Genomic DNA, 18,104 nt, shown 5'->3' on the forward strand with positions numbered 1-18,104 from the left:
AGGTAACATATGCTCATACAAGTACACCGGATAGATGAAAACGGGTTTTATGTTGAGCCTGTTCTTATCGAATCGGAAGAAGAACTATACGAAACGGTGACGATGTTTGAAGAAACACCAGAAGGCGAGCGAGTGCAATACACAACTCAGCAGAAACGTGCGGATATTATCGAAATTGCCCCACCGGAAGGTCTTTTCCGGCCGCGTTGGGTTGAAGGAGAATGGACGGAAGGGTTATCCCAACAGGAAATCGACGAACTGACGAAGCCAAAACCATTGACGCCGTCTGACATGGAGCTTTTACAACAAGAAAATGCAAGTTTAATTATGAAAGTCGCTGCTTTAGAAATGCAAAATGAACAACAAGCACAAGACCAAGCGGCGTTGATTATGGAATTAACTGAGAAAGGAGTTTTATAATGAATTGGTTTGATACCATCAAACGTTATTACAATATAGGCTGCTATACAGACGATCCAAAAAGTACAATGTATGTTGGGAAATTCGTCGAATATGGAAAAATCACAAAAGAAGAATACGAAACGATTACAGGCGATCCTTATCTGAAGCCGGAGGATAATATAAAAACGAAGAAATAACCAACGTCTTTTCCAAAACGGAAGAGGCGTTTTTATTTTCTTGAATAGATGTATAAATGACTAAATAATAGCACACGCTATCCAAATGGAGGTGGATAGTGATGTGGATAATACTAGGTATTTTGGTTGCAATTATTTTATGGAAGTTACTTAAATTGACGTTTACCGCTTTGATCTTACTCCTTATTGTCGGCGTAATTTTAGGAGCTATACCGACGTTTAGAAGGAGAATAGGAAATCGATAACTAAAGATGAATGCATTTTTTAGGAGCCATATTGGCTCCTTTTATTTTTCCCCAACAGGGGTGAGGAGGATGTAGATGAGACAGGAAACAGATACATTTTATACTTTTGTAGTTGGGGGCGGCGCAGCGAGCGCTGCCTTTTTACTTGGAGGATTTGACCGTTTAGTGGTTGCCCTTGCTATTTGTATGGCAGCAGACTATCTATCTGGCATTTTAGTCGGGTTTTTTAGAGAAAAAAAGATAAGCTCAGAACGAGCATTTCACGGACTGCTTAAAAAAGGGGCCATGATTCTACTGGTCATTGTTTCCCATCAGTTGGATGTAGTAGCTGGCAGTACAGATTCGCAATTCATGCGAAATGCAATGATTATGTTTTTAATCGCAGTGGAGGGGATTTCACTTGTGGAAAACATGGGGAGGCTTGGGGTTCCAGTCCCCGCGTTTTTGCGTCAACGTTTTGAACAAATGAAAAACGACAACGACAAGGAAGCAAAATTTTGAAGAGAAACGGAGGCAACAAACGGGCATCTATGCCTTTTCATAATCTAAAGTGGGAGGGATGGACATGGCCATTGCATGGGACTGGTTGAAACAAAAGAACTTTCGGTTGAACGACCCGAATTTACATCCAGTCGTTGCCCAGCGTGGCTGGGAAGTTGTATTCGAAGCCTGGCGAAAGGGTATTTACGTGCTTATCACTCAAGGGAATCGTACCTTTAAGGAGCAGGAGGAAATATACGCAAAAGGTCGGCGGAAAAATCCAGATGGTAGCTGGACAGTTGTAAACAAAAAAGAAATCGTGTCCAACGCAAAGCCAGGGGAAAGCTATCACAATTACGGTATCGCTCTTGATTTCGCTCTATATACACCAGATGGCAAACAAGTTACATGGGACATGAACACAGATTTTAATAAGAATCACAAAAAAGACTGGATGGAAGTCGTACAAATGTTTAAAGCCAGAGGATTTGAATGGGGTGGTGATTGGAGAAGTTTCAAGGACTACCCACACGTTCAAATGACCTTTGGTTTTTCTATTGCACAATTAAAAGCGGGAAAACGTCCATCACGTCCAGCTATGGTGGTACAGGTTCCAGAGCCAAAGATTACGGACAAAAAGAAGGAAGAATACATGATTCCCGTAGCGAAAGCAGATAAAATTATCGCACTCATCCAAGCAAAATGGAAAGAGAAGGACGAACAAATCAAACAATATCAGAAAATGTGGCAAGAAGAAAACGCGAAGCCGGACAAGTGTCAGCAAAAGTTGGACGAGTATCACAGAGCAGCCGAAGCGTTGCGTAAGGATAAGAAAGAGCTTGGTGAGCTGGCTGACGAGGTGAGGAAGGTGTCAGGTAGACGAGCGGCGAATAACTAACTATATAGGTCAAAATAAATAACGATTGTCGTCGATGTCGTCGACCTCTAATCCTGCAAAAAAGGCGGGGGATCGACGACATTTGATTTTGGTTTAAATATGTATAAACATTGAGGTTGGCGATAGGACGTAAAAAATAGCTTATCATATGGCGTATGTTTATATTTTGGTGTGAGAACTAAAAAAACGTTATGTCGCAAGGATTCTCATTATGTATGTTTTCATGTAAAATGGGTTTGTAGCTTACCTATAAGGAATTGAAACTCGTCTTTACCCATGTGAAGGCGACCGTCTTATACTGTTTGTAGCTTACCTATGAGGGATAGAAACAATCGTATAAATTGGCTTGACAAATTATCGCTGCAACGATCTCACTAAAAAAGCTGAAGTTTTGTAACCAGAATTCAAGAAAGGGGTAAAAGATACCCCGCTATCCGGTCATCCGGATGGCGGGGTGTTTTTATTTGTTGCGAACCATGCTGACCAAATCAAAGTCGATATTCCTTTGTGCCAGCGGCTGCTTCTTCATACGTCTTGGGGGTACTCTCTTTAAAATATTCTGGAGATATTAAGAGATATTAAAGGCTGTCAACAAGGGTTGTCAGCACTGTCAATGCTGTCAACGCGCACTTGCTGATTCTGTAAGACTTTGACCGTAATATCGAGCACCATCTTCTCTACAATGCTTCTGAACGTTCCTTCTTCGAATGGACCATTTACCAGTGGCTCCCGATCGGTCGCTTCATCCCATTCGGTAATATCAGCGCGAACCAGTTCGCAGAAGACCTGTTCGTTGAAAAATTCAACGCTTTGTTGATGGAACTGGGATAAATCCGTGGACATGAGGCGGTCTTTGGACGGAAAGCCAGCGGGTAGCGGCTGCTCTACAAGAAAATCGAATTCGTTGCGCACATTAAAGAAAGGACCCACCGGGGGCGTAAGGAACGTCGTAATTTCCGCCACACAATCGAACGGGACATCAACCGTTAGCGAATGAATCACAGAGCGTACCTCATCCTCATCACTAGGGCATACAGGTGTTGCATACTGAATATTTTTGCGCACAAAACCACTTAGGAACAGTTTACTGCGGGGTGTTTCACCCGGCAAGGTACGCGGTTGGATAAGACGGCATTGCGTTAATTTTACGCGCTTTTTAATTTTCTTGATTTCAAGCACATCTTCTGGAAAAGTAATACGCGCTCTTAGCGGCAGCTGCACCGACACTTCCTGAAGTAGTACCGGAACTTTGACAATAGGGTTGCCTCCTGTTAGGGTAGGTCGGACCGCGCGCGCGTCACATTCATTTACACTAGCTGTTTCATCAAAATTAATTGGCATTTACCAATTCTCTCCCTCCAATTTTGACATACTACATACTATGAAGGAAAACGGATTGTGTATGGATATATCACATAGGACAACCGTACATTGTTTGTATTTAAAAAAGAAAAGCTGACTTGTGAGCCGTTTTTCAACGCTATTTTGGTTGCTCAAAAACATTCCCTATATTTTCCTTTTGTTGTGATATGGAACAAAAAGGGAGTGTGCAAATGAACAAACGCTATCTCTCCCGTGTAGACAAAACAGGGGCTATCCTCTTACTCGAAGACCTTCAGAAGCTTGTCCATGCAGGCAAACTGGAAGTACATACAGAAAACGGCTAGCTTGCACTAAAGAACCCGAAACCTGACTACGTATTTACAGGATGTCAGAACAAAAATAACCCGGCGTGGCCGAGATGTTTTATTTTAACGTGCTTATAATTTTTTCACCTTTTCTAAATATCAGGTCGTTTTTGTTTGCGTATACTCTTGAAGAGCCTCTTCTAAAATCTACTGCTGTTCTTTCTCGGTAATAAATGCCCTCGTTTTCAATAAATATACATTATATTATGAAAATTTAAATATGCGTGCTTTTTTAGCCATTAGTATCGCCCTCTTCTTCTATTTCTAATAAATCGTCGTAATATAATTAAGAGCACAATGACGGACGATACAAGCGCCATTACAGAAGCGATGAAAGCAAACCAATAAATTGACATCGAGAATTCCTTCCTTCCTTCCTTTCTTTCCAAACATGTGGCTTTTTATTGTTTATTATTCAGAGATTATACGTTTTGCAACATCCTTATAAGAATAAGGGTTGCGAAACAATTTGGAAAAACAAAGGTAAATAAAATTAAATATCTCTGTTTATCTCAAGTTTTTGCAAGAGGAAAGAGAATAAAAAGGAAAAAAATAAAATAAGTATGTGGTCAATGTGGTCAAACAAAAACCTGGCCTTGCGCCGGGTCTTCTCTTTCACTCGCTCGTACGAAAGCTAAACATCCCAAGTTCCTCTTACGATAGGGATGAGGGGAAATTTTCTAATAAAAATAAAAAGCCGCTACTATAAGCAGCGACCTTCTTCCCACTACGTTCAGATAATTACTATATAAATTTGCTTTGAGATTTTAACGTTTCAAACAACCAATTCTGGATAATACTTTCTCAGGACACGGATGAATAAATTCAAGAAAATCAGAAACAGATGAGCGAATCTCCGATTCATCTTTATGGAAACGGTTGACGATAACCATATCCTTCAGCCAGCGCCATAACTTTTCAATGGGGTTCCATTCTGGAGAGTACGGAGGAAGAAACAATAAGGAAAGCTGGTGCCGATTCTGCTCTAAAAACGGTCGTAACAGCTTCACATGATGAATCCGGGCATTATCCAGTACAAGAACAATAAATTTATCCATATAATGGACCAGAAGTTTTTGGAGAAAACTTAAAAAAGCAGCGGCATTACACTGATTGGCTGAAGTACAGAATCCATCTCCTGTCTGGACATCGACGGTTCCAAACAGGGTAACATGGGCGTGATGATTCGTCATAAAATAATCTTAAAATTATGTATATTTTTAATTTATCTAAAAGGAAATAGGCTGGAAACAAACGATAGAGCGTAAATGACAAGGAACCCCGCTATCCGTATGGATGGCGGGCTTTTTATAGTTTTACAACTTAGAGATATTTAAATATTTCTTTACTGTAGTGTAAGGAATTGTGAATCTTGGTATTCCGGCAGCATACGATGTGTATTCGTAAAGAGAAAAATAAATAACAATACCTTTGTCTGTTAAATAAAAACGTTGGTTTTGTTTGATGTTTTTGAATGAAGATAAATCAAATTGGTATTTATCCTTGGCCTTCACTTGTTTTTTTATCTCATTGCTTAAAAGTGACACATAGTTTGTATTTTTCTTAAACAGATCCTTTAAATTATACACTTTGCCTGTGTTTACATTGATGTTATAGGCGATCAAATCATACATTCCATGAGCTCCGCCCAAGTATTCAGAATCAGTAAATACAACACTTATTATACCATTCTTGTTTCTGCTTACTTCATATGTTGTTGAAACATTATACTTATGATCTTTCATGAATGGATCTGGACCCTTCGCATTCACTTTTTGTGCATACTTTTTTCTTTGTTGTACGTGGTTAAAGAAAAGCGTATTAATGCTACTTTGAATTTTTGCATTAGAAAGACCGGAGATATAAGGATATTCGATATCTCCCTCAACATATTTAAGATTAATTTTTTCTTTCTTTTTTGTAATTTTCACTGTGGAAATTTTAGAAGCTGCCGATACAGATGAATAATTTGGAACCAAGCCTATGTAAGTTCCTGTTAATAAGAGAAAAGTGAGTGCAAAAGCAATAAACTTTTTCATTAGATAGCCTCCTAAAATCTTTAAAATACCTTCTTTTTCCATTGATTATAGTTTGAATGACATAGTTTTGGCTGTCAAGTATGTTTGAACACGTAGTGGCTGCCAAATATGGTTTGCCGATTTTAATACGATAACTTTCTCCATGTAAATGAATGACTTCGCTTTTTTGGATGAGTCGGTCTAAAATAGCGGTGGCGATGGCTGGATCGCCAAGCAACTCTCCCCAGTCCTCCGGTCCTTTATTGGACGTAACGCTCAAAGAGGTTTGCGCGTACATTTCATTAATGAACTGAAAAACCAGGTTTCCTTTATTTTGATCCGTTGCCATAAACAATAATCACCAGCTCGGAGGATAGAATTCTTTTAATACGGCTCTGGCTGCTGCGGGTAGTCTCCTGGATTTTTCATACGTCATTTAGTGTATAGTCCTATTAAATAACTTGCATACTCCATACTATCTTAGTAACTTTTGTATGCCCTGTTAGGGTTCTAACATATTTGTAACCTGGAAGTGCTGTAAGAGCAAAGTTGCTTTTTGACTGATTGCTTTGCTGACGTTTCATTTTCAAGGGTAATATTTCTCCGTTAAATTTTACCTCTCCACTATTAAAGTTAAGTTCCATCTTACCGGTTTTCCCATCCTATTCAGTGAAAGTACGATAGATTCCTTTTTCTTCTACTGCCTTATCAAGTTTTACATACTTTGATATTGGGGCCGTTTCCTTTGCATTAGCAGCAAATGAAGAAACATGGGAACCTAAAACCATAGTTGCAACTACCGTTCCTAAAATTGCTTTTTTATAGTTTCTCATAAAGTATCCTTTTTCTCTTCTTGGTAATAATTGAGTTAGGATACCATTTTTATTTACAAATAAATGAATTTATTTGTAATAATATACATAAATTGGATATTTGCAAACAATTAATTAACGAAAATATAAAATATATACATAAAATTATATAAATAGATTTAATAGTAAGACGGCTTTTAGTACGTTTCCTCAGAAAAATTAATGGAAAGAGCGAGTGAAAGAGAAGATCCGGCGCAAGGCCAGGGTCTTTCATTTTTGTAAAGCATATATTTCAGAAAAGAGGTATATACTGTTATCTTAACGGCAATAATAAGTAATTTGTATATATCATAAAGATTTCTATCAATATAATAGACATTCAACGTTAATGTCTGCCTATAAACATATTAAAGATCCAAAATTCAAATACTGTATCGTTCGTGAAAAAGGTGAGGTTTATAAAGCGTTAACCACTTTCTTTGGGAAGGAGGAGAAAGAGTGACATCGGATGAGGTTAGACAATTAGAGCGGGCGGTTGATGAGATTACTGAAATTGCCAAAGGGTTCGGGCTTGATTTTTATCCGATGCGCTATGAAATTTGTCCGGCGGACATTATTTATACGTTTGGCGCATATGGTATGCCAACACGCTTTTCTCATTGGAGTTTTGGTAAAGCTTTCTATAAAATGAAACTGCAGTACGATTTAGGTTTAAGCAAAATCTACGAACTAGTCATCAATTCGAATCCGTGCTATGCGTTTCTTCTGGAGGGCAATTCGTTAATTCAAAATAAACTGATTGTAGCCCACGTGCTGGCACATTGCGATTTCTTCAAAAATAACGTTCGTTTCAGCAAGACAAACCGAAATATGGTCGAGAGCATGGCGGCGACAGCAGAGCGGCTGCGCCAGTATGAGATTGAATATGGCAAGCAAACCGTAGAAGAGTTTCTTGACGCGGTGCTTGCGATTCAGGAGCATGTCGATCCAAGTTTGAACCGCCGCCATTTTAGCTGGGCGGAAGAGATAGAAAAAAAACGGAACACCGTCGAACTAAAAAAAAACAACCCTTATGGGGATATATGGTTTTTAGACGAAGAGGAGCAGAAACGACGGAAAATTGCGGAAGAAGAAGTGAAGAAGAGGTGGGATCGCTTCCCTCCAGATCCGGAAAAAGACTTGCTTTTGTTCATTGAAGAGTTTAGTCCGCGCTTGGAGAATTGGCAACGCGACGTACTTACGATTATGCGGGAAGAAATGCTGTATTTCTGGCCGCAAATTGAGACGAAAATTATGAATGAAGGCTGGGCGTCTTACTGGCACCAGCGTATTCTGCGGGAAATGGATTTAACTGAAGAGGAGACCATTGAATACGCGAAGCTGAATGCTGGTGTTGTGCAGCCGTCTACCATAAGCATTAACCCGTATTATTTAGGCCTGAAAATGTTCGAAGATATTGAAGAGCGCTGGAATAACCCGACTAAAGAAGAACAGGAACGTTTTGGTCGAAAGCCAGGCATGGGGCGTGAGAAAATCTTTGAAGTACGCGAACTGGACAGTGATATTTCTTTTATCCGTAACTATTTAACAAAAGAACTTGTTGAAAAAATGGATATGTACGTATTCGCACGTCAAGGCAACGATTGGACGATTACAGACAAATCGTGGGAGATAGTGCGCGATCAACTGGTGACGAGTCGCGTCAATGGCGGATTTCCATACATTTTAGTACAGGATGGCGATTACTTGCGCAATGGCGAACTATATTTGTTTCACCAGTATGAGGGAATGGAATTGGATATAAAGCACCTGGAAAGAACGTTGCCATATATCTATAAGCTTTGGGGCAGAACGGTGCACTTGGAGACAAAAATCGAGGAACGTCGCGTGCTGTTTACTTATGACGGTAAGAAGTGTCACCGGAGATTTCTTTAATTACCGAAGACCGCTACAGGAAAAGCGGTCTTTTTCTTTCCCATATTATTCATACAAGGTAAAGAAATTTTTTCTTTTTTGTCTAACTAACTATTTAACCAAAGGAGAAAAGGAAGAAAAAAGGGGATTTGGCGATGGCGCGAATCGACACGGGCGGAATTTTGATTTCCGTATTTATTGGCTTTGTGCTTGGATTGAAAATGCAGGATAATTATTTATGGGTACAGCCAAAACCGACGGAAAATGCGCTGCAAGCAATTGCCTCCACGGATGTTGTGCAAGCGAAGAATATAACAAAGGAAAGGCTTGTAGAAGAACTAAAGAAATACATGACATCCAACTTTGGCTACCAGTCGTTAAAAGTTTCATGGATTCAATATATTAAAGATTACGATATTTTTTTTGAAAACGAAGGTGTTATGATTCAAGTTCAGACTCATTTGCTTGAAACGAGCGGGGATTTAGTATATATGTTAAACGCGGTACAAGGGTTTGTGAAAAGCCGCTTGCCGGATATGTATGAACAGAGTCGAGTCGTGATTATAAACCAAAAAGGGGATATACTGATGGAAAGGAAGTTTTCTGCTTCATAAAGATAAACGATTATTATAGGGAACAGAAAACGGAGGGATGCAGTGATGGTACCTGCTTTGTTTGTTGCACACGGCGCGCCGACATTGGTATTAGAAGAAAATCAATATACGAAGATGCTAAAAGGATTGGCTGATCGTCTGCCGGAACCTCGTGCTATTGTGTTGTTTTCGGCGCATTGGGAAGCGCCTGTACAGATGGTGAGTGCTGTAGAAGAATATGAGATGATATATGATTTTTACGGTTTTCCGGAAGAAATGTATAAAATTGTATATCCGGCCAAAGGAAACAAGGATCTTGCACAGAAGATCGTAAAGTTGTTGGAGGAAAGTGGAACCGATTCCAAAGTGGACGCGGAGAGGGGGATTGATCACGGAGCTTGGGTGGTACTTCGGTTGATGTACCCGGATGCTCGTGTCCCGGTTGTTGTGCTATCGGTGAATCCTGCGCTTTCCCCTGCGGAGCAATATTACATAGGGCGGGCGCTGGCACCGTTGCGGAAAGAAGGTGTGATGATTATTGGAAGCGGCGGAACGGTACATAATTTGCATAGGTTGAATTGGAACAGTTTAGAAAAAGAAAAGTGGGCGGCCACGTTTGACGATTGGCTGCAAGCAAAAATAGAGATGTGGGATACGGATTCGCTGTTTAGGTATGAGACGGAAGCGCCGTATGGCAGGGAAGCTGTGCCACGCAACGAGCACTTTATTCCGCTGTTGCTCGCCATGGGGGCGGCGGATGACGGAAGAAAAGCGGATTTGCTGCATCGGGAATATCAGCATGGAAGCTTGAGTCTATGTTGTTGGAAGTTTGAATAATCAGTGTAAGGGTGTCGCAATTTATAGTCATTTAACTACAAATTGCTAATTGGAAGCATCCTTCCTCTGCAGACGAGCAGCCGATTGGTAGGTATTCAGTATACAACGATTGGCAAAGTATTTGAATATCCGCGTCACGCATTTGAAATATGAAAGACCTTTCGATAATTGAAGGGTCTTTCATATTTCAAAGCGGTGTTTGAACAGCATGTATCCAGTTTTATGACGTTTTCGGATATAATCTTGCGTTTTATACGGCAACAGATGTAATGTTATGCTTGAGCCATTTTTCCTAAAGGCCCATTTTCATTGATGATATCTTCCAAGTCGTATACAGATATGGGAAACATGGGAAAGCCGACATAGTAAGGGGTAATTTCATACAGTTGAAAATAAATAACCAATGCTTTATCTGCTATATAAAAATCTTGATCTGGCCGAATCCCTTTAAATTCGCCTAACAATGGGATGTTTCGTTTTTTAATCTGGAATTGAATAATATTGGACAGTCTTTTTATGTAATCACTTCCTTGTTGAAATAAATCCTTCAATTGATAGAGTTTACCTGTTTGAATATTTATAGTTAATGATTTTAAAATGGTGAGTCCATGTGCGTGGTGCAAGATATAGGCATAATTCTCTAGGGTTAGGCTAAGGATATCTCTTTCATTGGATTTGATCTCATAATGGCCGAGCATTTCGATCGTTGTTGGATTTTGATAATACCCTTGTTCTTGGATTAAGGCATAAACTTGATGCAAAATGATAACGTTTATTTTTTCTTGTACAGCCTTATTTTTCAGTCCTTCTACCCGAGGATAATAAATGGTGACATTTGGGGCAAGAATGGACATTGTTTGTATATAAACGGGGAAGTTATATGAATCCATAGCATACCAATCCCTTTCGATTTTTTCCTATGTTTTAGCCTATTCAGGAAGTGGTTGCACGGTTTTTGTTTAGAGATTTTTTAAATTTATTGACAGTTTTCATAAATGTAATTATTATAGAATAAATAATTTATATATTGATTTTCTTATCAAGAGAGGCGGAGGGACTGGCCCAGTGAAGCCCGGCAACCCCAATGACCCTATTCGAGGGAAGGAAGGTGCCAATTCCAGCAGGATACACATATCCTGAGAGATAAGGAAAAGGATGAGCAATCAGCTCCTTTATACCTTACTCAGGATAAAGGGGTTTTTATTTTGCCCTGCAATTTGGTTCGTACGATGCACACAAACTGAATATATCGCTCTTATCAAGAGAGGTGGAGGGACTGGCCCGATGAAACCCGGCAACCATCAAACGCAATGTTTGAACGGTGCTAATGCCTGTGGAACGACTGTTCTAAACGATGAGAGGGGAAAGTTTGCTGTATATAAACACTCTCCATCGAAGAGTGTTTTATTTTTTATCTTTGATGTTTATGAAACGAAATGAAACGGAGGAAGAACATGAACATTGAAACACTTCTTGTTCGTTCTGGGTTAGAAAGAGACCGCGCGACTGGTGCAATCAGTACACCGATTTACCAGAGCGCGACTTTCCAGCATCCAGAGCTGGGTGTCAGTACCGGATATGATTATTCCCGCACAGCCAATCCAACCCGGACAGCGCTGGAAGAAGCGATAGCCGTGTTGGAAAAAGGAGCGAAGGGCTTCGCTTTTGCTTCCGGGATGGCCGCCATTTCCTCTGTTTTTTGTTTGTTAAAGAGCGGGGATGAGATTTTGCTTTCTGATGACATTTACGGCGGCACGTACCGGGCGATTACAAAACTGTTCCCTCGTTTCGGCATACAGTCAAAGTTCGTAAATACAACGGATATCGGTGCGATTGAAAGCGCGATTACGCCGGCGACACGTGCGATATTTTTGGAGAGTCCGTCCAATCCGCAGATGAATATTACAGATATTGAAGCCGTATGCCGGCTGGCCAAACAATACGGGTTGCTAACCATTGTCGATAATACGTTTATGACGCCTTATTTACAGCGGCCTTTGCGGCTGGGAGCCGACATTGTGATTCATAGCGCCACCAAATATATCGGAGGACATAGCGATGTTGTAGGGGGGTGGTGGTAGCGGGCAAAAAAGAAATCGCTGAAGAAATCGGATTTATTCAGAACGCGTTCGGTGCCATTCTCGGCCCGCAAGATTCCTGGTTGTTGCTACGGGGATTGAAGACGTTGAAAGTGCGGCTTGACCAACATCAGAAAAGCGCGCATAAAATAGCGGTTTGGCTGCAAAACCATCCCGCGGTAAAGCGGGTATATTATCCCGGTCTTCCCGAACATCCGGGGCATGAGCTGGCCGCTAAACAGGCAGCGGGCTTTGGCGGCGTGCTCTCTTTTATGTTGCATAATGTAGAACAGGTAGAGCGATTTTTGCGGAATGTCACTCTTCCGGCTCTTGCCGTAAGTCTCGGCGCTGTCGAAAGTATTTTGACGTATCCGGCTCGGATGTCGCATGCCAGTATTCCGGAAGCGGATCGAAAGAAAATGGGAATTACGGATACGTTATTGCGCCTATCGGTCGGTCTGGAAGAGCCGGACGATTTGATTCAAGATCTGGAGCAGGCTTTGCAATGTAGTGTTTCCAGTTCCAATTATGTTTCTTGAGTATATATCATTTTGGATGTTTTGTATGTACCATCAAAAGAAACTGTTTTGTACATATAGGACATTGATACACAAAGATGGAAAATCTTTCGGGGTATGGGTAACGATACGGGCTGTGCCCAACGGCAAAGAGCATCATGTGCGGCAATACGGCGTGCATTTAATAAACAAGCCGTGTGGCGAAGAGAGACCGGTCGGTGATGCAATTGAACGGCAGTGTTTGATGGGATGAAAAAGTGCAGTTCCTGGCTGGGAAGCGCAGCGCATGTTTACCGGGGAGAAGTCATTTCCATAAGGGCAAACCGGGATAAGGAAGGACAGCCGATAGATGTTTCGGCTGTTTTTTTACATAGAAAATGATTTGAGAAAGAATAGGCTCATAATAAAGGAAACAGGGAAAAGATGATTGACTTTTTTATTTATTGTAATATACTTTTATAAAGTAAGTTAATAACTTATCAGGAGGTTGGATATGATTACTATTTATCCAGCAGCTTCGCGTTATTCCACAAATCATGGTTGGCTGCAAAGTAATTTCAGTTTTTCGTTTGCTGAGTATTATGATCCAAATAATTTACAGTTTGGCCCGCTTCGGGTGTTTAATGATGATATCGTACAACCGGGTACGGGCTTTGGTGCTCATCCGCACAGGGAAATGGAGATTGTCTCTATTGTGCTGAGAGGACAATTGAAACATCAGGATAGCACTGGTAATTCAGCGGTGCTTGTGCCGGGAGAAATTCAGCGCATGACCGCCGGGACGGGGATTATGCACGCTGAGTTCAATCCGTCCGATACGGAAGAGGTTAATTTTTTGCAGCTCTGGTTTCTACCGGATGAAAAAGGATTGGAGCCTTCATACGAACAATTCGCGTATAATCAGGAAGCAATGAGAAATAACTTGTTGCCTATAGTAGCGAAACGTCAAGTAGATGGGCATCGCGTAGCGCATATTCATCAGGATTTGACGTTATATCTTTCCAGGCTGGATACCGGCAAGAGCCTGACATTTACGCAAGCGGAAGGCCGCCGTATCTATGTATTTGTGATTGAGGGCGAACTGGAATTAAACGGGAAGAAAACGCTGCACACTCGTGATGCCGCGCGCATTATGGACACGCTAGTATTGGAGTTGAAAGCAGCAGAAAATGTACACTTTATGCTTATCGATCTTCCTTAATCATGCAAGTAATGAAAAACTTGCGGGTAACGTGCCCGCGAGTTTTTCTTATCTTTTTTTCACGATCATGCGCAAACCGTTTTTGGGGCGCAGCGTCACCACCGGTTCCGGTTCGACCGGATTGTGCGGATCGGCGAGACGCAACTGGAATTTTTGAGCAATTGTAACGAGAATAAGCGTGGCCTCCATAATGGCGAAATGATTACCGATACAGACGCGCGGCCCCCCGCCGAACGGAAAGAAAGCAAACTGCGGGATTTCTTTAAGGAGATTGCCTGCAAATCGCTCAGGAATAAAGGCATCTGGATTATCGAAATATTTTGGATTGCGGTGCATGACATACTGGCTCATCATAATCGATTCGCCCGGTTTAAATGTATGTCCTCCAATCTCTATTTCATCCGTCACCTCACGGTTAATTGCCCAGGCGGCCGGATAGAGGCGCAGCGTTTCCCAGATTATATTTTCCGCGTATTTTAATTTCGGCAGATCATGTACGGTTACTTTCCGTCCGCCAAGCACTTGTTCGATTTCCGACCAGAGCTTTTGCTCCGCTTCCGGGTGTTGGGCGAGAAGGTATAGCGTCCATGACAATGTGTTTGCCGTTGTTTCATGGCCGGCGATGAAAATCGTCATGACTTCATCGCGTACCTGATGGTCGGTCATGCCCGTACCATCGTCTTCATCCCGTGCCGCAAGCAGCATGGAGAGTAAGTCGCCACGGTTTTCATCTTCGCTTTTCCGGCGTTCTTCAATAATCGAGAAAATGACCTTATCCAATGTTTCCGCTGCTTCTTTAAATTCGCGATTGCTTTTGGTCGGGATGCTTTCCGGAATATCAATAAACGAAGAGGCGCGTCGGCTTACATATTTTAACCCTACATCAATCGCATGCTCGATATCATTTAAATTTTTATTAATACTTGTCCCAAACATTGTTTTTGTGATAATGGAGAGGGTTAATTCCATCATATCTTTCGAGATAAGGCGCTCTTCGCCGTCCTTCCATTTACTGATGAGTTTCTCCCCATATTCCACCATCGTGTCGCCGTAGCTGACAATATGGTCTTGACGGAATGAAGGCTGCATAAGGCGCCGCTGACGCATGTGGAATTTTCCTTCGCTTGTGAGGATGCCTTCTCCGACGACTGCTTTGGCAACTTGTAGACCTTTTCCTTTTTTAAAGTGTGCTTGTTTGGTTACGAGTACTTCCTTAATATAATCGGGGTTGCTTATTAGATAAAGGTGCCGGGGACCAAATCTCAGGTGAACAATATCGCCATATTCTTCAGCGGCGCGGCGCAGAAATTCAAGGGGATTCTTGCGAAAAGCAAACAGATTGCCGGTAATGGGTAAGCCCTTTGGGCCGAGAATTTCGATTTCACTCATGTATGTTCCCTCCATTTTTGGTTATATTGTGTACTATCTCCCTTTCTTATTCTTTTTTTTTATTTTTCCTTTATAAATCTTACGGAAAGACAAAAGAACATTGTCCGTGGGGAGGAGTTCGTGCTATGATTTGAAAAAAACGGGATTGCGAACTTCCTGTTTATTGTTGATACCTTAGCGGGTATGATAAAGACATACCATCGATTGAGGTGATAAGGAATGGAATATAACGATGCTATAAAAAATCGCCTCCGCCGCATTGAAGGACAGATTCGCGGAGTGCTCAGCATGATGGAACAGCAAAAGGATTGCCGTGATGTTGTCACCCAACTCACCGCGGTTCGTTCCGCTGTTGATCGCGTGATCGGATTGGTTGTGGCAAATAATATGGAAGCGTGTATACGCATGGAAATTGAAAAAGGAAATAATCCCGATCATGTTATTAAGGAAGCGGTTGATTTGCTTGTAAAAAGCCGCTAAGAAAGCAAAGCAGCACGTTATGTGCTGTTTTTTTGTGATACCAGTTTACTTACGACTTGAGAACAAAATGTGAAGATATGGAAAATATGTTGTTAGGGAGTGTCATTTCCGCGCTGTCGACCGGACTGAGCGCCGTGCCGATTTTGTTTCTTCCGCATATTTATCATTATGCACGGCATATACTGGTAGCGCTGGCCGCTGAAATAATGATGGTCGATTTCCCTAACATTATGATTCCTCCGATTGGACGGTGATTCCGTGACGCATCAACAGGGCGGTAGTGACACCGACACCTTTTCGTTTTGTTTTGGAAAATGTGCCATTATAAATCATATTGCTGCCACAGGAAGGGCTACGTTCTTTCAAAATGGCTTCTTTAGCATTAACTGATTGCGCAATAAGCAAAACCTGCCGTGCACCTTGCAGGAACTGTTCTGTTACGTCATTGCCTTGATTGTCAATAACTTTTGCTTTCCCATCGAGTACATCAAATCCGTCGCCGCCCACAATTTCCGCCGGATTGCGGGGGGTTGACAGCCCGCCCAGTTGCTCTGGACAGACAGGAATTGCTTTTCCGTCTTTGACGAGTTGCTCAATTTCTGCTACCCGATTGTCTTTTTGGTCGTACCGGCATGCGCATCCCATTAAACAAGCGCTTATGATTTTCATCTTTGTTTCCCCTTTATCATTTTATTATTTGTGTTGTCAATCACACGATCATGTCGTTTCCGGTTTCTTTTGTTTTTTGTTGCAACTTCTGCAAGCTTTCTTCAAGGTGAGCGATCAGCATGACTTTGCCTTGTTAGGGGAAAGCGCTTTTATCGTTTCTCCCCCGATTCTGCTGATGGCTCCGGTAATCATGGCACCTTTTCTTTCTATTGTTCATATATGCTGTTCCCTTTGAAATAGGGTGGAGAGGCAAATTATATTATACCACGTACCACAAAGTCTGAATCGAAGCCGCTGAAATTATACGGATGCTTAGTATTGAACAGCAAAATTCATCATAAGGCGTGCTATACTTGAAAAAAAGAGATAAATATGCGTACTGCGCGCGGAAGAAAGGGTGTACGAGCAGATGGAACATTTAATCAATCCGCGGGTTCGTGATATTCAAATTTCCGGTATCCGCAAATTTTTCAATCTTGTGCAGCAATACGATGACGCCATTTCTTTAACAATTGGTCAGCCTGATTTTGCTACGCCAGGTCATATTAAAGAAGCAGGAAAACGCGCGATTGATCAAAACTGGACAACATACACGCCGAACGCTGGCCTGCCTGAGCTGCGGGAGGCGGCCGCAGCGTTCGTTTGGAAAAAATACGGCTTACGTTATGACCCGGTGACGGAGATTATTGTGACGAACGGAGCGAGTGAAGCGATTGATATCGCGTTACGTACCGTTCTGACGGAAGGCAGCGAGGTTATTTTGCCGGGCCCGGTTTATCCTGGCTATGAGCCAATTATTCGCTTATGCGGCGCCACACCTGTATACGTGGATACACGTGAAACCGATTTTAAAGTCACAACGACGTTGTTAAGCGAGAAAATAAATAAGAATACGCGTTGCGTGATTTTACCGTATCCGTCCAATCCGACCGGCTGCACATTAGAACAGGATGAAATTGAAAAGATTGCTGCCCTCCTGGAAGACAAAGAGGTGTTTGTGATTTCGGACGAAATTTACAGTGAGCTTATTTACGAGAAAAAGCACCGCTCCATCGCTTCGCTTTCTTCCATGCGGGAAAAGACGATCGTTATCAATGGCTTGTCTAAATCTCATTCCATGACAGGATGGCGCATCGGATTTACGTTCGCACCTGCATATATAACATCGCAGATGGTGAAAGTGCATCAGTATAATGTTACATGTGCCAGTGCAATAAGCCAGTATGCGGCGCTTGAAGCATTAACGGAAGGCATCAATGACGCGGAGATCATGAGAGCCGAGTATGACAAGAGAAGAACATACGTGTATGACCGCCTTACAGAAATGGGGCTGGACGTTGTTAAGCCGAATGGCGCATTTTATATTTTTCCGCGTATTGGGCACTTTGGACTGTCTTCGTTTACATTTGCTTCGCGTCTTTTGGAAGAACAACGGGTGGCGGTAGTACCAGGGGACGCTTTTTCAGCTTATGGAGAGGGATACATCCGTATTTCTTATGCTTACGCGATGGAAGTGCTGGAAGAAGGGCTGAATCGTTTGGAAGCCTTTATCACATCTTTGAAATAGTTGAAATTACGAATGATGGTTAATCGAGAGCCATAAAGCAGAAGAGGGGAAGACGCGGCCGCAGCCGGGAGGCGATAGGATTGTCCGCTCGTGGCCGTCAGATGAGAAAGAGGAGCCT

Annotated in this window: 20 protein-coding genes, 3 pseudogenes and 2 riboswitches; of the genes and pseudogenes, 14 read left to right on the forward strand and 9 right to left on the reverse strand. The window is 41.9% G+C overall.

Annotated elements, in window-relative coordinates; genetic code table 11:
• The first annotated feature begins 9 nt into the window (after positions 1-9).
• The 4 genes from K3F53_RS03905 to K3F53_RS19605 all read left to right on the forward strand — a co-directional run bounded on the left by K3F53_RS03905 (position 10) and on the right by K3F53_RS19605 (position 2,222).
• A complete protein-coding gene (locus K3F53_RS03905; protein WP_220559356.1) occupies positions 10-420 on the forward strand; it encodes a hypothetical protein in 411 nt (136 codons plus the stop codon).
• Positions 420-599, forward strand: a complete 180-nt coding sequence (locus K3F53_RS03910; protein WP_057899737.1) for an XkdX family protein — start codon at positions 420-422, stop codon at positions 597-599. The genes K3F53_RS03905 and K3F53_RS03910 overlap by 1 nt, the downstream gene beginning before the upstream one ends.
• Positions 600-919: 320 nt before the next feature.
• A complete protein-coding gene (locus K3F53_RS03915) occupies positions 920-1,345 on the forward strand; it encodes a phage holin family protein (protein WP_057898526.1) in 426 nt (141 codons plus the stop codon).
• A 64-nt stretch (positions 1,346-1,409) separates the two neighbouring features.
• Positions 1,410-2,222, forward strand: a complete 813-nt coding sequence (locus tag K3F53_RS19605) for a M15 family metallopeptidase (protein WP_281423716.1) — start codon at positions 1,410-1,412, stop codon at positions 2,220-2,222.
• Positions 2,223-2,810: 588 nt separating this feature from the next.
• Here the strand turns inward: K3F53_RS19605 and K3F53_RS03925 are convergent.
• From K3F53_RS03925 to K3F53_RS03950, 6 genes and pseudogenes are all read right to left on the reverse strand, one after another.
• Positions 2,811-3,563 carry a CsxC family protein gene (locus K3F53_RS03925; protein ID WP_057899735.1) on the reverse strand — a complete coding sequence of 251 codons (753 nt, stop codon included), beginning with the start codon at positions 3,561-3,563 and terminating at the stop codon, positions 2,811-2,813.
• Positions 3,564-4,677: 1,114 nt separating this feature from the next.
• Positions 4,678-5,103 (reverse strand): IS630 family transposase, encoded by a 426-nt coding sequence (locus K3F53_RS03930; RefSeq protein WP_057899734.1) that lies wholly within the window; start codon positions 5,101-5,103, stop codon positions 4,678-4,680.
• 123 nt (positions 5,104-5,226) lie between these two features.
• Complete coding sequence (locus K3F53_RS03935) at positions 5,227-5,949, reverse strand: DUF3298 and DUF4163 domain-containing protein (RefSeq protein ID WP_057899733.1); 723 nt, start codon at positions 5,947-5,949, stop codon at positions 5,227-5,229.
• 74 nt (positions 5,950-6,023) lie between these two features.
• Positions 6,024-6,353 (reverse strand): annotated as a pseudogene (locus K3F53_RS20015) (ATP-binding protein); the annotation flags it as partial.
• Positions 6,354-6,380: 27 nt separating this feature from the next.
• Positions 6,381-6,572, reverse strand: coding sequence for a hypothetical protein (locus K3F53_RS03945; protein WP_220559358.1), 192 nt, complete (start codon positions 6,570-6,572; stop codon positions 6,381-6,383).
• Positions 6,573-6,590: 18 nt separating this feature from the next.
• Complete coding sequence (locus K3F53_RS03950; RefSeq protein WP_220559359.1) at positions 6,591-6,761, reverse strand: hypothetical protein; 171 nt, start codon at positions 6,759-6,761, stop codon at positions 6,591-6,593.
• Positions 6,762-7,104: 343 nt separating this feature from the next.
• Between K3F53_RS03950 and K3F53_RS19305 the strand changes: the two are divergent.
• From K3F53_RS19305 to K3F53_RS03965, 4 genes and pseudogenes are all read left to right on the forward strand, one after another.
• Positions 7,105-7,242, forward strand: a pseudogene (locus tag K3F53_RS19305) (sporulation protein YhbH); the annotation flags it as partial.
• Positions 7,239-8,675: a SpoVR family protein gene (locus K3F53_RS03955; protein WP_057899731.1), complete on the forward strand. Its 1,437-nt coding sequence runs from the start codon at positions 7,239-7,241 to the stop codon at positions 8,673-8,675. The pseudogene K3F53_RS19305 and the gene K3F53_RS03955, both read left to right, overlap by 4 nt.
• 134 nt (positions 8,676-8,809) lie before the next feature.
• Positions 8,810-9,268 carry a hypothetical protein gene (locus tag K3F53_RS03960; RefSeq protein ID WP_220559360.1) on the forward strand — a complete coding sequence of 153 codons (459 nt, stop codon included), beginning with the start codon at positions 8,810-8,812 and terminating at the stop codon, positions 9,266-9,268.
• Between the two features lie 45 nt (positions 9,269-9,313).
• Positions 9,314-10,084, forward strand: a complete 771-nt coding sequence (locus K3F53_RS03965; RefSeq protein ID WP_057899729.1) for a DODA-type extradiol aromatic ring-opening family dioxygenase — start codon at positions 9,314-9,316, stop codon at positions 10,082-10,084.
• 272 nt (positions 10,085-10,356) lie between these two features.
• Here K3F53_RS03965 and K3F53_RS03970 read toward each other — a convergent pair whose 3' ends face one another.
• Complete coding sequence (locus K3F53_RS03970; RefSeq protein ID WP_057899728.1) at positions 10,357-10,974, reverse strand: DUF3298 and DUF4163 domain-containing protein; 618 nt, start codon at positions 10,972-10,974, stop codon at positions 10,357-10,359.
• A 143-nt stretch (positions 10,975-11,117) separates the two neighbouring features.
• A riboswitch (SAM riboswitch) is annotated at positions 11,118-11,234 on the forward strand.
• 102 nt (positions 11,235-11,336) lie between these two features.
• A riboswitch (SAM riboswitch) is annotated at positions 11,337-11,445 on the forward strand.
• 93 nt (positions 11,446-11,538) lie between these two features.
• Between K3F53_RS03970 and K3F53_RS03975 the strand changes: the two are divergent.
• From K3F53_RS03975 to K3F53_RS03985, 3 genes and pseudogenes are all read left to right on the forward strand, one after another.
• Positions 11,539-12,701: pseudogene (locus tag K3F53_RS03975) on the forward strand (trans-sulfuration enzyme family protein).
• Between the two features lie 25 nt (positions 12,702-12,726).
• Positions 12,727-12,933 carry a hypothetical protein gene (locus tag K3F53_RS03980; protein ID WP_220559361.1) on the forward strand — a complete coding sequence of 69 codons (207 nt, stop codon included), beginning with the start codon at positions 12,727-12,729 and terminating at the stop codon, positions 12,931-12,933.
• 240 nt (positions 12,934-13,173) lie between these two features.
• Positions 13,174-13,881 carry a pirin family protein gene (locus tag K3F53_RS03985; RefSeq protein ID WP_057899726.1) on the forward strand — a complete coding sequence of 236 codons (708 nt, stop codon included), beginning with the start codon at positions 13,174-13,176 and terminating at the stop codon, positions 13,879-13,881.
• Positions 13,882-13,929: 48 nt separating this feature from the next.
• Here K3F53_RS03985 and K3F53_RS03990 read toward each other — a convergent pair whose 3' ends face one another.
• On the reverse strand, positions 13,930-15,270 hold the full coding sequence (locus tag K3F53_RS03990; RefSeq protein ID WP_057899725.1) for a cytochrome P450: 1,341 nt from the start codon (positions 15,268-15,270) through the stop codon (positions 13,930-13,932).
• A 219-nt stretch (positions 15,271-15,489) separates the two neighbouring features.
• On the opposite strand from K3F53_RS03990, the gene K3F53_RS03995 reads away from it, so the two are divergent.
• Together K3F53_RS03995 and K3F53_RS04000 are read left to right on the forward strand one after the other, a co-directional pair.
• Positions 15,490-15,750, forward strand: a complete 261-nt coding sequence (locus K3F53_RS03995; RefSeq protein WP_057899724.1) for a metal-sensitive transcriptional regulator — start codon at positions 15,490-15,492, stop codon at positions 15,748-15,750.
• A gap of 86 nt (positions 15,751-15,836) precedes the next feature.
• Positions 15,837-16,004 carry a hypothetical protein gene (locus tag K3F53_RS04000; protein ID WP_175493531.1) on the forward strand — a complete coding sequence of 56 codons (168 nt, stop codon included), beginning with the start codon at positions 15,837-15,839 and terminating at the stop codon, positions 16,002-16,004.
• Here K3F53_RS04000 and K3F53_RS04005 read toward each other — a convergent pair.
• On the reverse strand, positions 15,979-16,419 hold the full coding sequence (locus tag K3F53_RS04005; protein ID WP_057899723.1) for a 2-thiouracil desulfurase family protein: 441 nt from the start codon (positions 16,417-16,419) through the stop codon (positions 15,979-15,981). The two genes, K3F53_RS04000 and K3F53_RS04005, sit on opposite strands and share 26 nt — an antisense overlap.
• A gap of 409 nt (positions 16,420-16,828) precedes the next feature.
• On the opposite strand from K3F53_RS04005, the gene K3F53_RS04010 reads away from it, so the two are divergent.
• A complete protein-coding gene (locus K3F53_RS04010) occupies positions 16,829-17,986 on the forward strand; it encodes an aminotransferase A (RefSeq protein ID WP_057899722.1) in 1,158 nt (385 codons plus the stop codon).
• The last annotated feature ends 118 nt before the right edge of the window (positions 17,987-18,104 follow it).

It is taken from the genome of Aneurinibacillus thermoaerophilus (assembly GCF_019603355.1).
Lineage (GTDB): Bacteria > Bacillota > Bacilli > Aneurinibacillales > Aneurinibacillaceae > Aneurinibacillus > Aneurinibacillus thermoaerophilus.

Coding starts and splice junctions, on each gene's coding strand:
- K3F53_RS03980 (WP_220559361.1), top strand. CDS start 12,727: ATGTACCATCAAAAGAAACTGTTTTGTACATATAGGACATTGATACAC.
- K3F53_RS03985 (WP_057899726.1), top strand. CDS start 13,174: ATGATTACTATTTATCCAGCAGCTTCGCGTTATTCCACAAATCATGGT.
- K3F53_RS04010 (WP_057899722.1), top strand. CDS start 16,829: ATGGAACATTTAATCAATCCGCGGGTTCGTGATATTCAAATTTCCGGT.
- K3F53_RS04005 (WP_057899723.1), bottom strand. CDS start 16,419: ATGAAAATCATAAGCGCTTGTTTAATGGGATGCGCATGCCGGTACGAC.
- K3F53_RS19605 (WP_281423716.1), top strand. CDS start 1,410: ATGGCCATTGCATGGGACTGGTTGAAACAAAAGAACTTTCGGTTGAAC.
- K3F53_RS03995 (WP_057899724.1), top strand. CDS start 15,490: ATGGAATATAACGATGCTATAAAAAATCGCCTCCGCCGCATTGAAGGA.
- K3F53_RS03930 (WP_057899734.1), bottom strand. CDS start 5,103: ATGACGAATCATCACGCCCATGTTACCCTGTTTGGAACCGTCGATGTC.
- K3F53_RS03910 (WP_057899737.1), top strand. CDS start 420: ATGAATTGGTTTGATACCATCAAACGTTATTACAATATAGGCTGCTAT.
- K3F53_RS03970 (WP_057899728.1), bottom strand. CDS start 10,974: ATGGATTCATATAACTTCCCCGTTTATATACAAACAATGTCCATTCTT.
- K3F53_RS03950 (WP_220559359.1), bottom strand. CDS start 6,761: ATGAGAAACTATAAAAAAGCAATTTTAGGAACGGTAGTTGCAACTATG.
- K3F53_RS03965 (WP_057899729.1), top strand. CDS start 9,314: ATGGTACCTGCTTTGTTTGTTGCACACGGCGCGCCGACATTGGTATTA.
- K3F53_RS03935 (WP_057899733.1), bottom strand. CDS start 5,949: ATGAAAAAGTTTATTGCTTTTGCACTCACTTTTCTCTTATTAACAGGA.
- K3F53_RS03960 (WP_220559360.1), top strand. CDS start 8,810: ATGGCGCGAATCGACACGGGCGGAATTTTGATTTCCGTATTTATTGGC.
- K3F53_RS03915 (WP_057898526.1), top strand. CDS start 920: ATGAGACAGGAAACAGATACATTTTATACTTTTGTAGTTGGGGGCGGC.
- K3F53_RS03925 (WP_057899735.1), bottom strand. CDS start 3,563: ATGCCAATTAATTTTGATGAAACAGCTAGTGTAAATGAATGTGACGCG.
- K3F53_RS03945 (WP_220559358.1), bottom strand. CDS start 6,572: ATGGAACTTAACTTTAATAGTGGAGAGGTAAAATTTAACGGAGAAATA.
- K3F53_RS03905 (WP_220559356.1), top strand. CDS start 10: ATGCTCATACAAGTACACCGGATAGATGAAAACGGGTTTTATGTTGAG.
- K3F53_RS03990 (WP_057899725.1), bottom strand. CDS start 15,270: ATGAGTGAAATCGAAATTCTCGGCCCAAAGGGCTTACCCATTACCGGC.
- K3F53_RS04000 (WP_175493531.1), top strand. CDS start 15,837: ATGTTGTTAGGGAGTGTCATTTCCGCGCTGTCGACCGGACTGAGCGCC.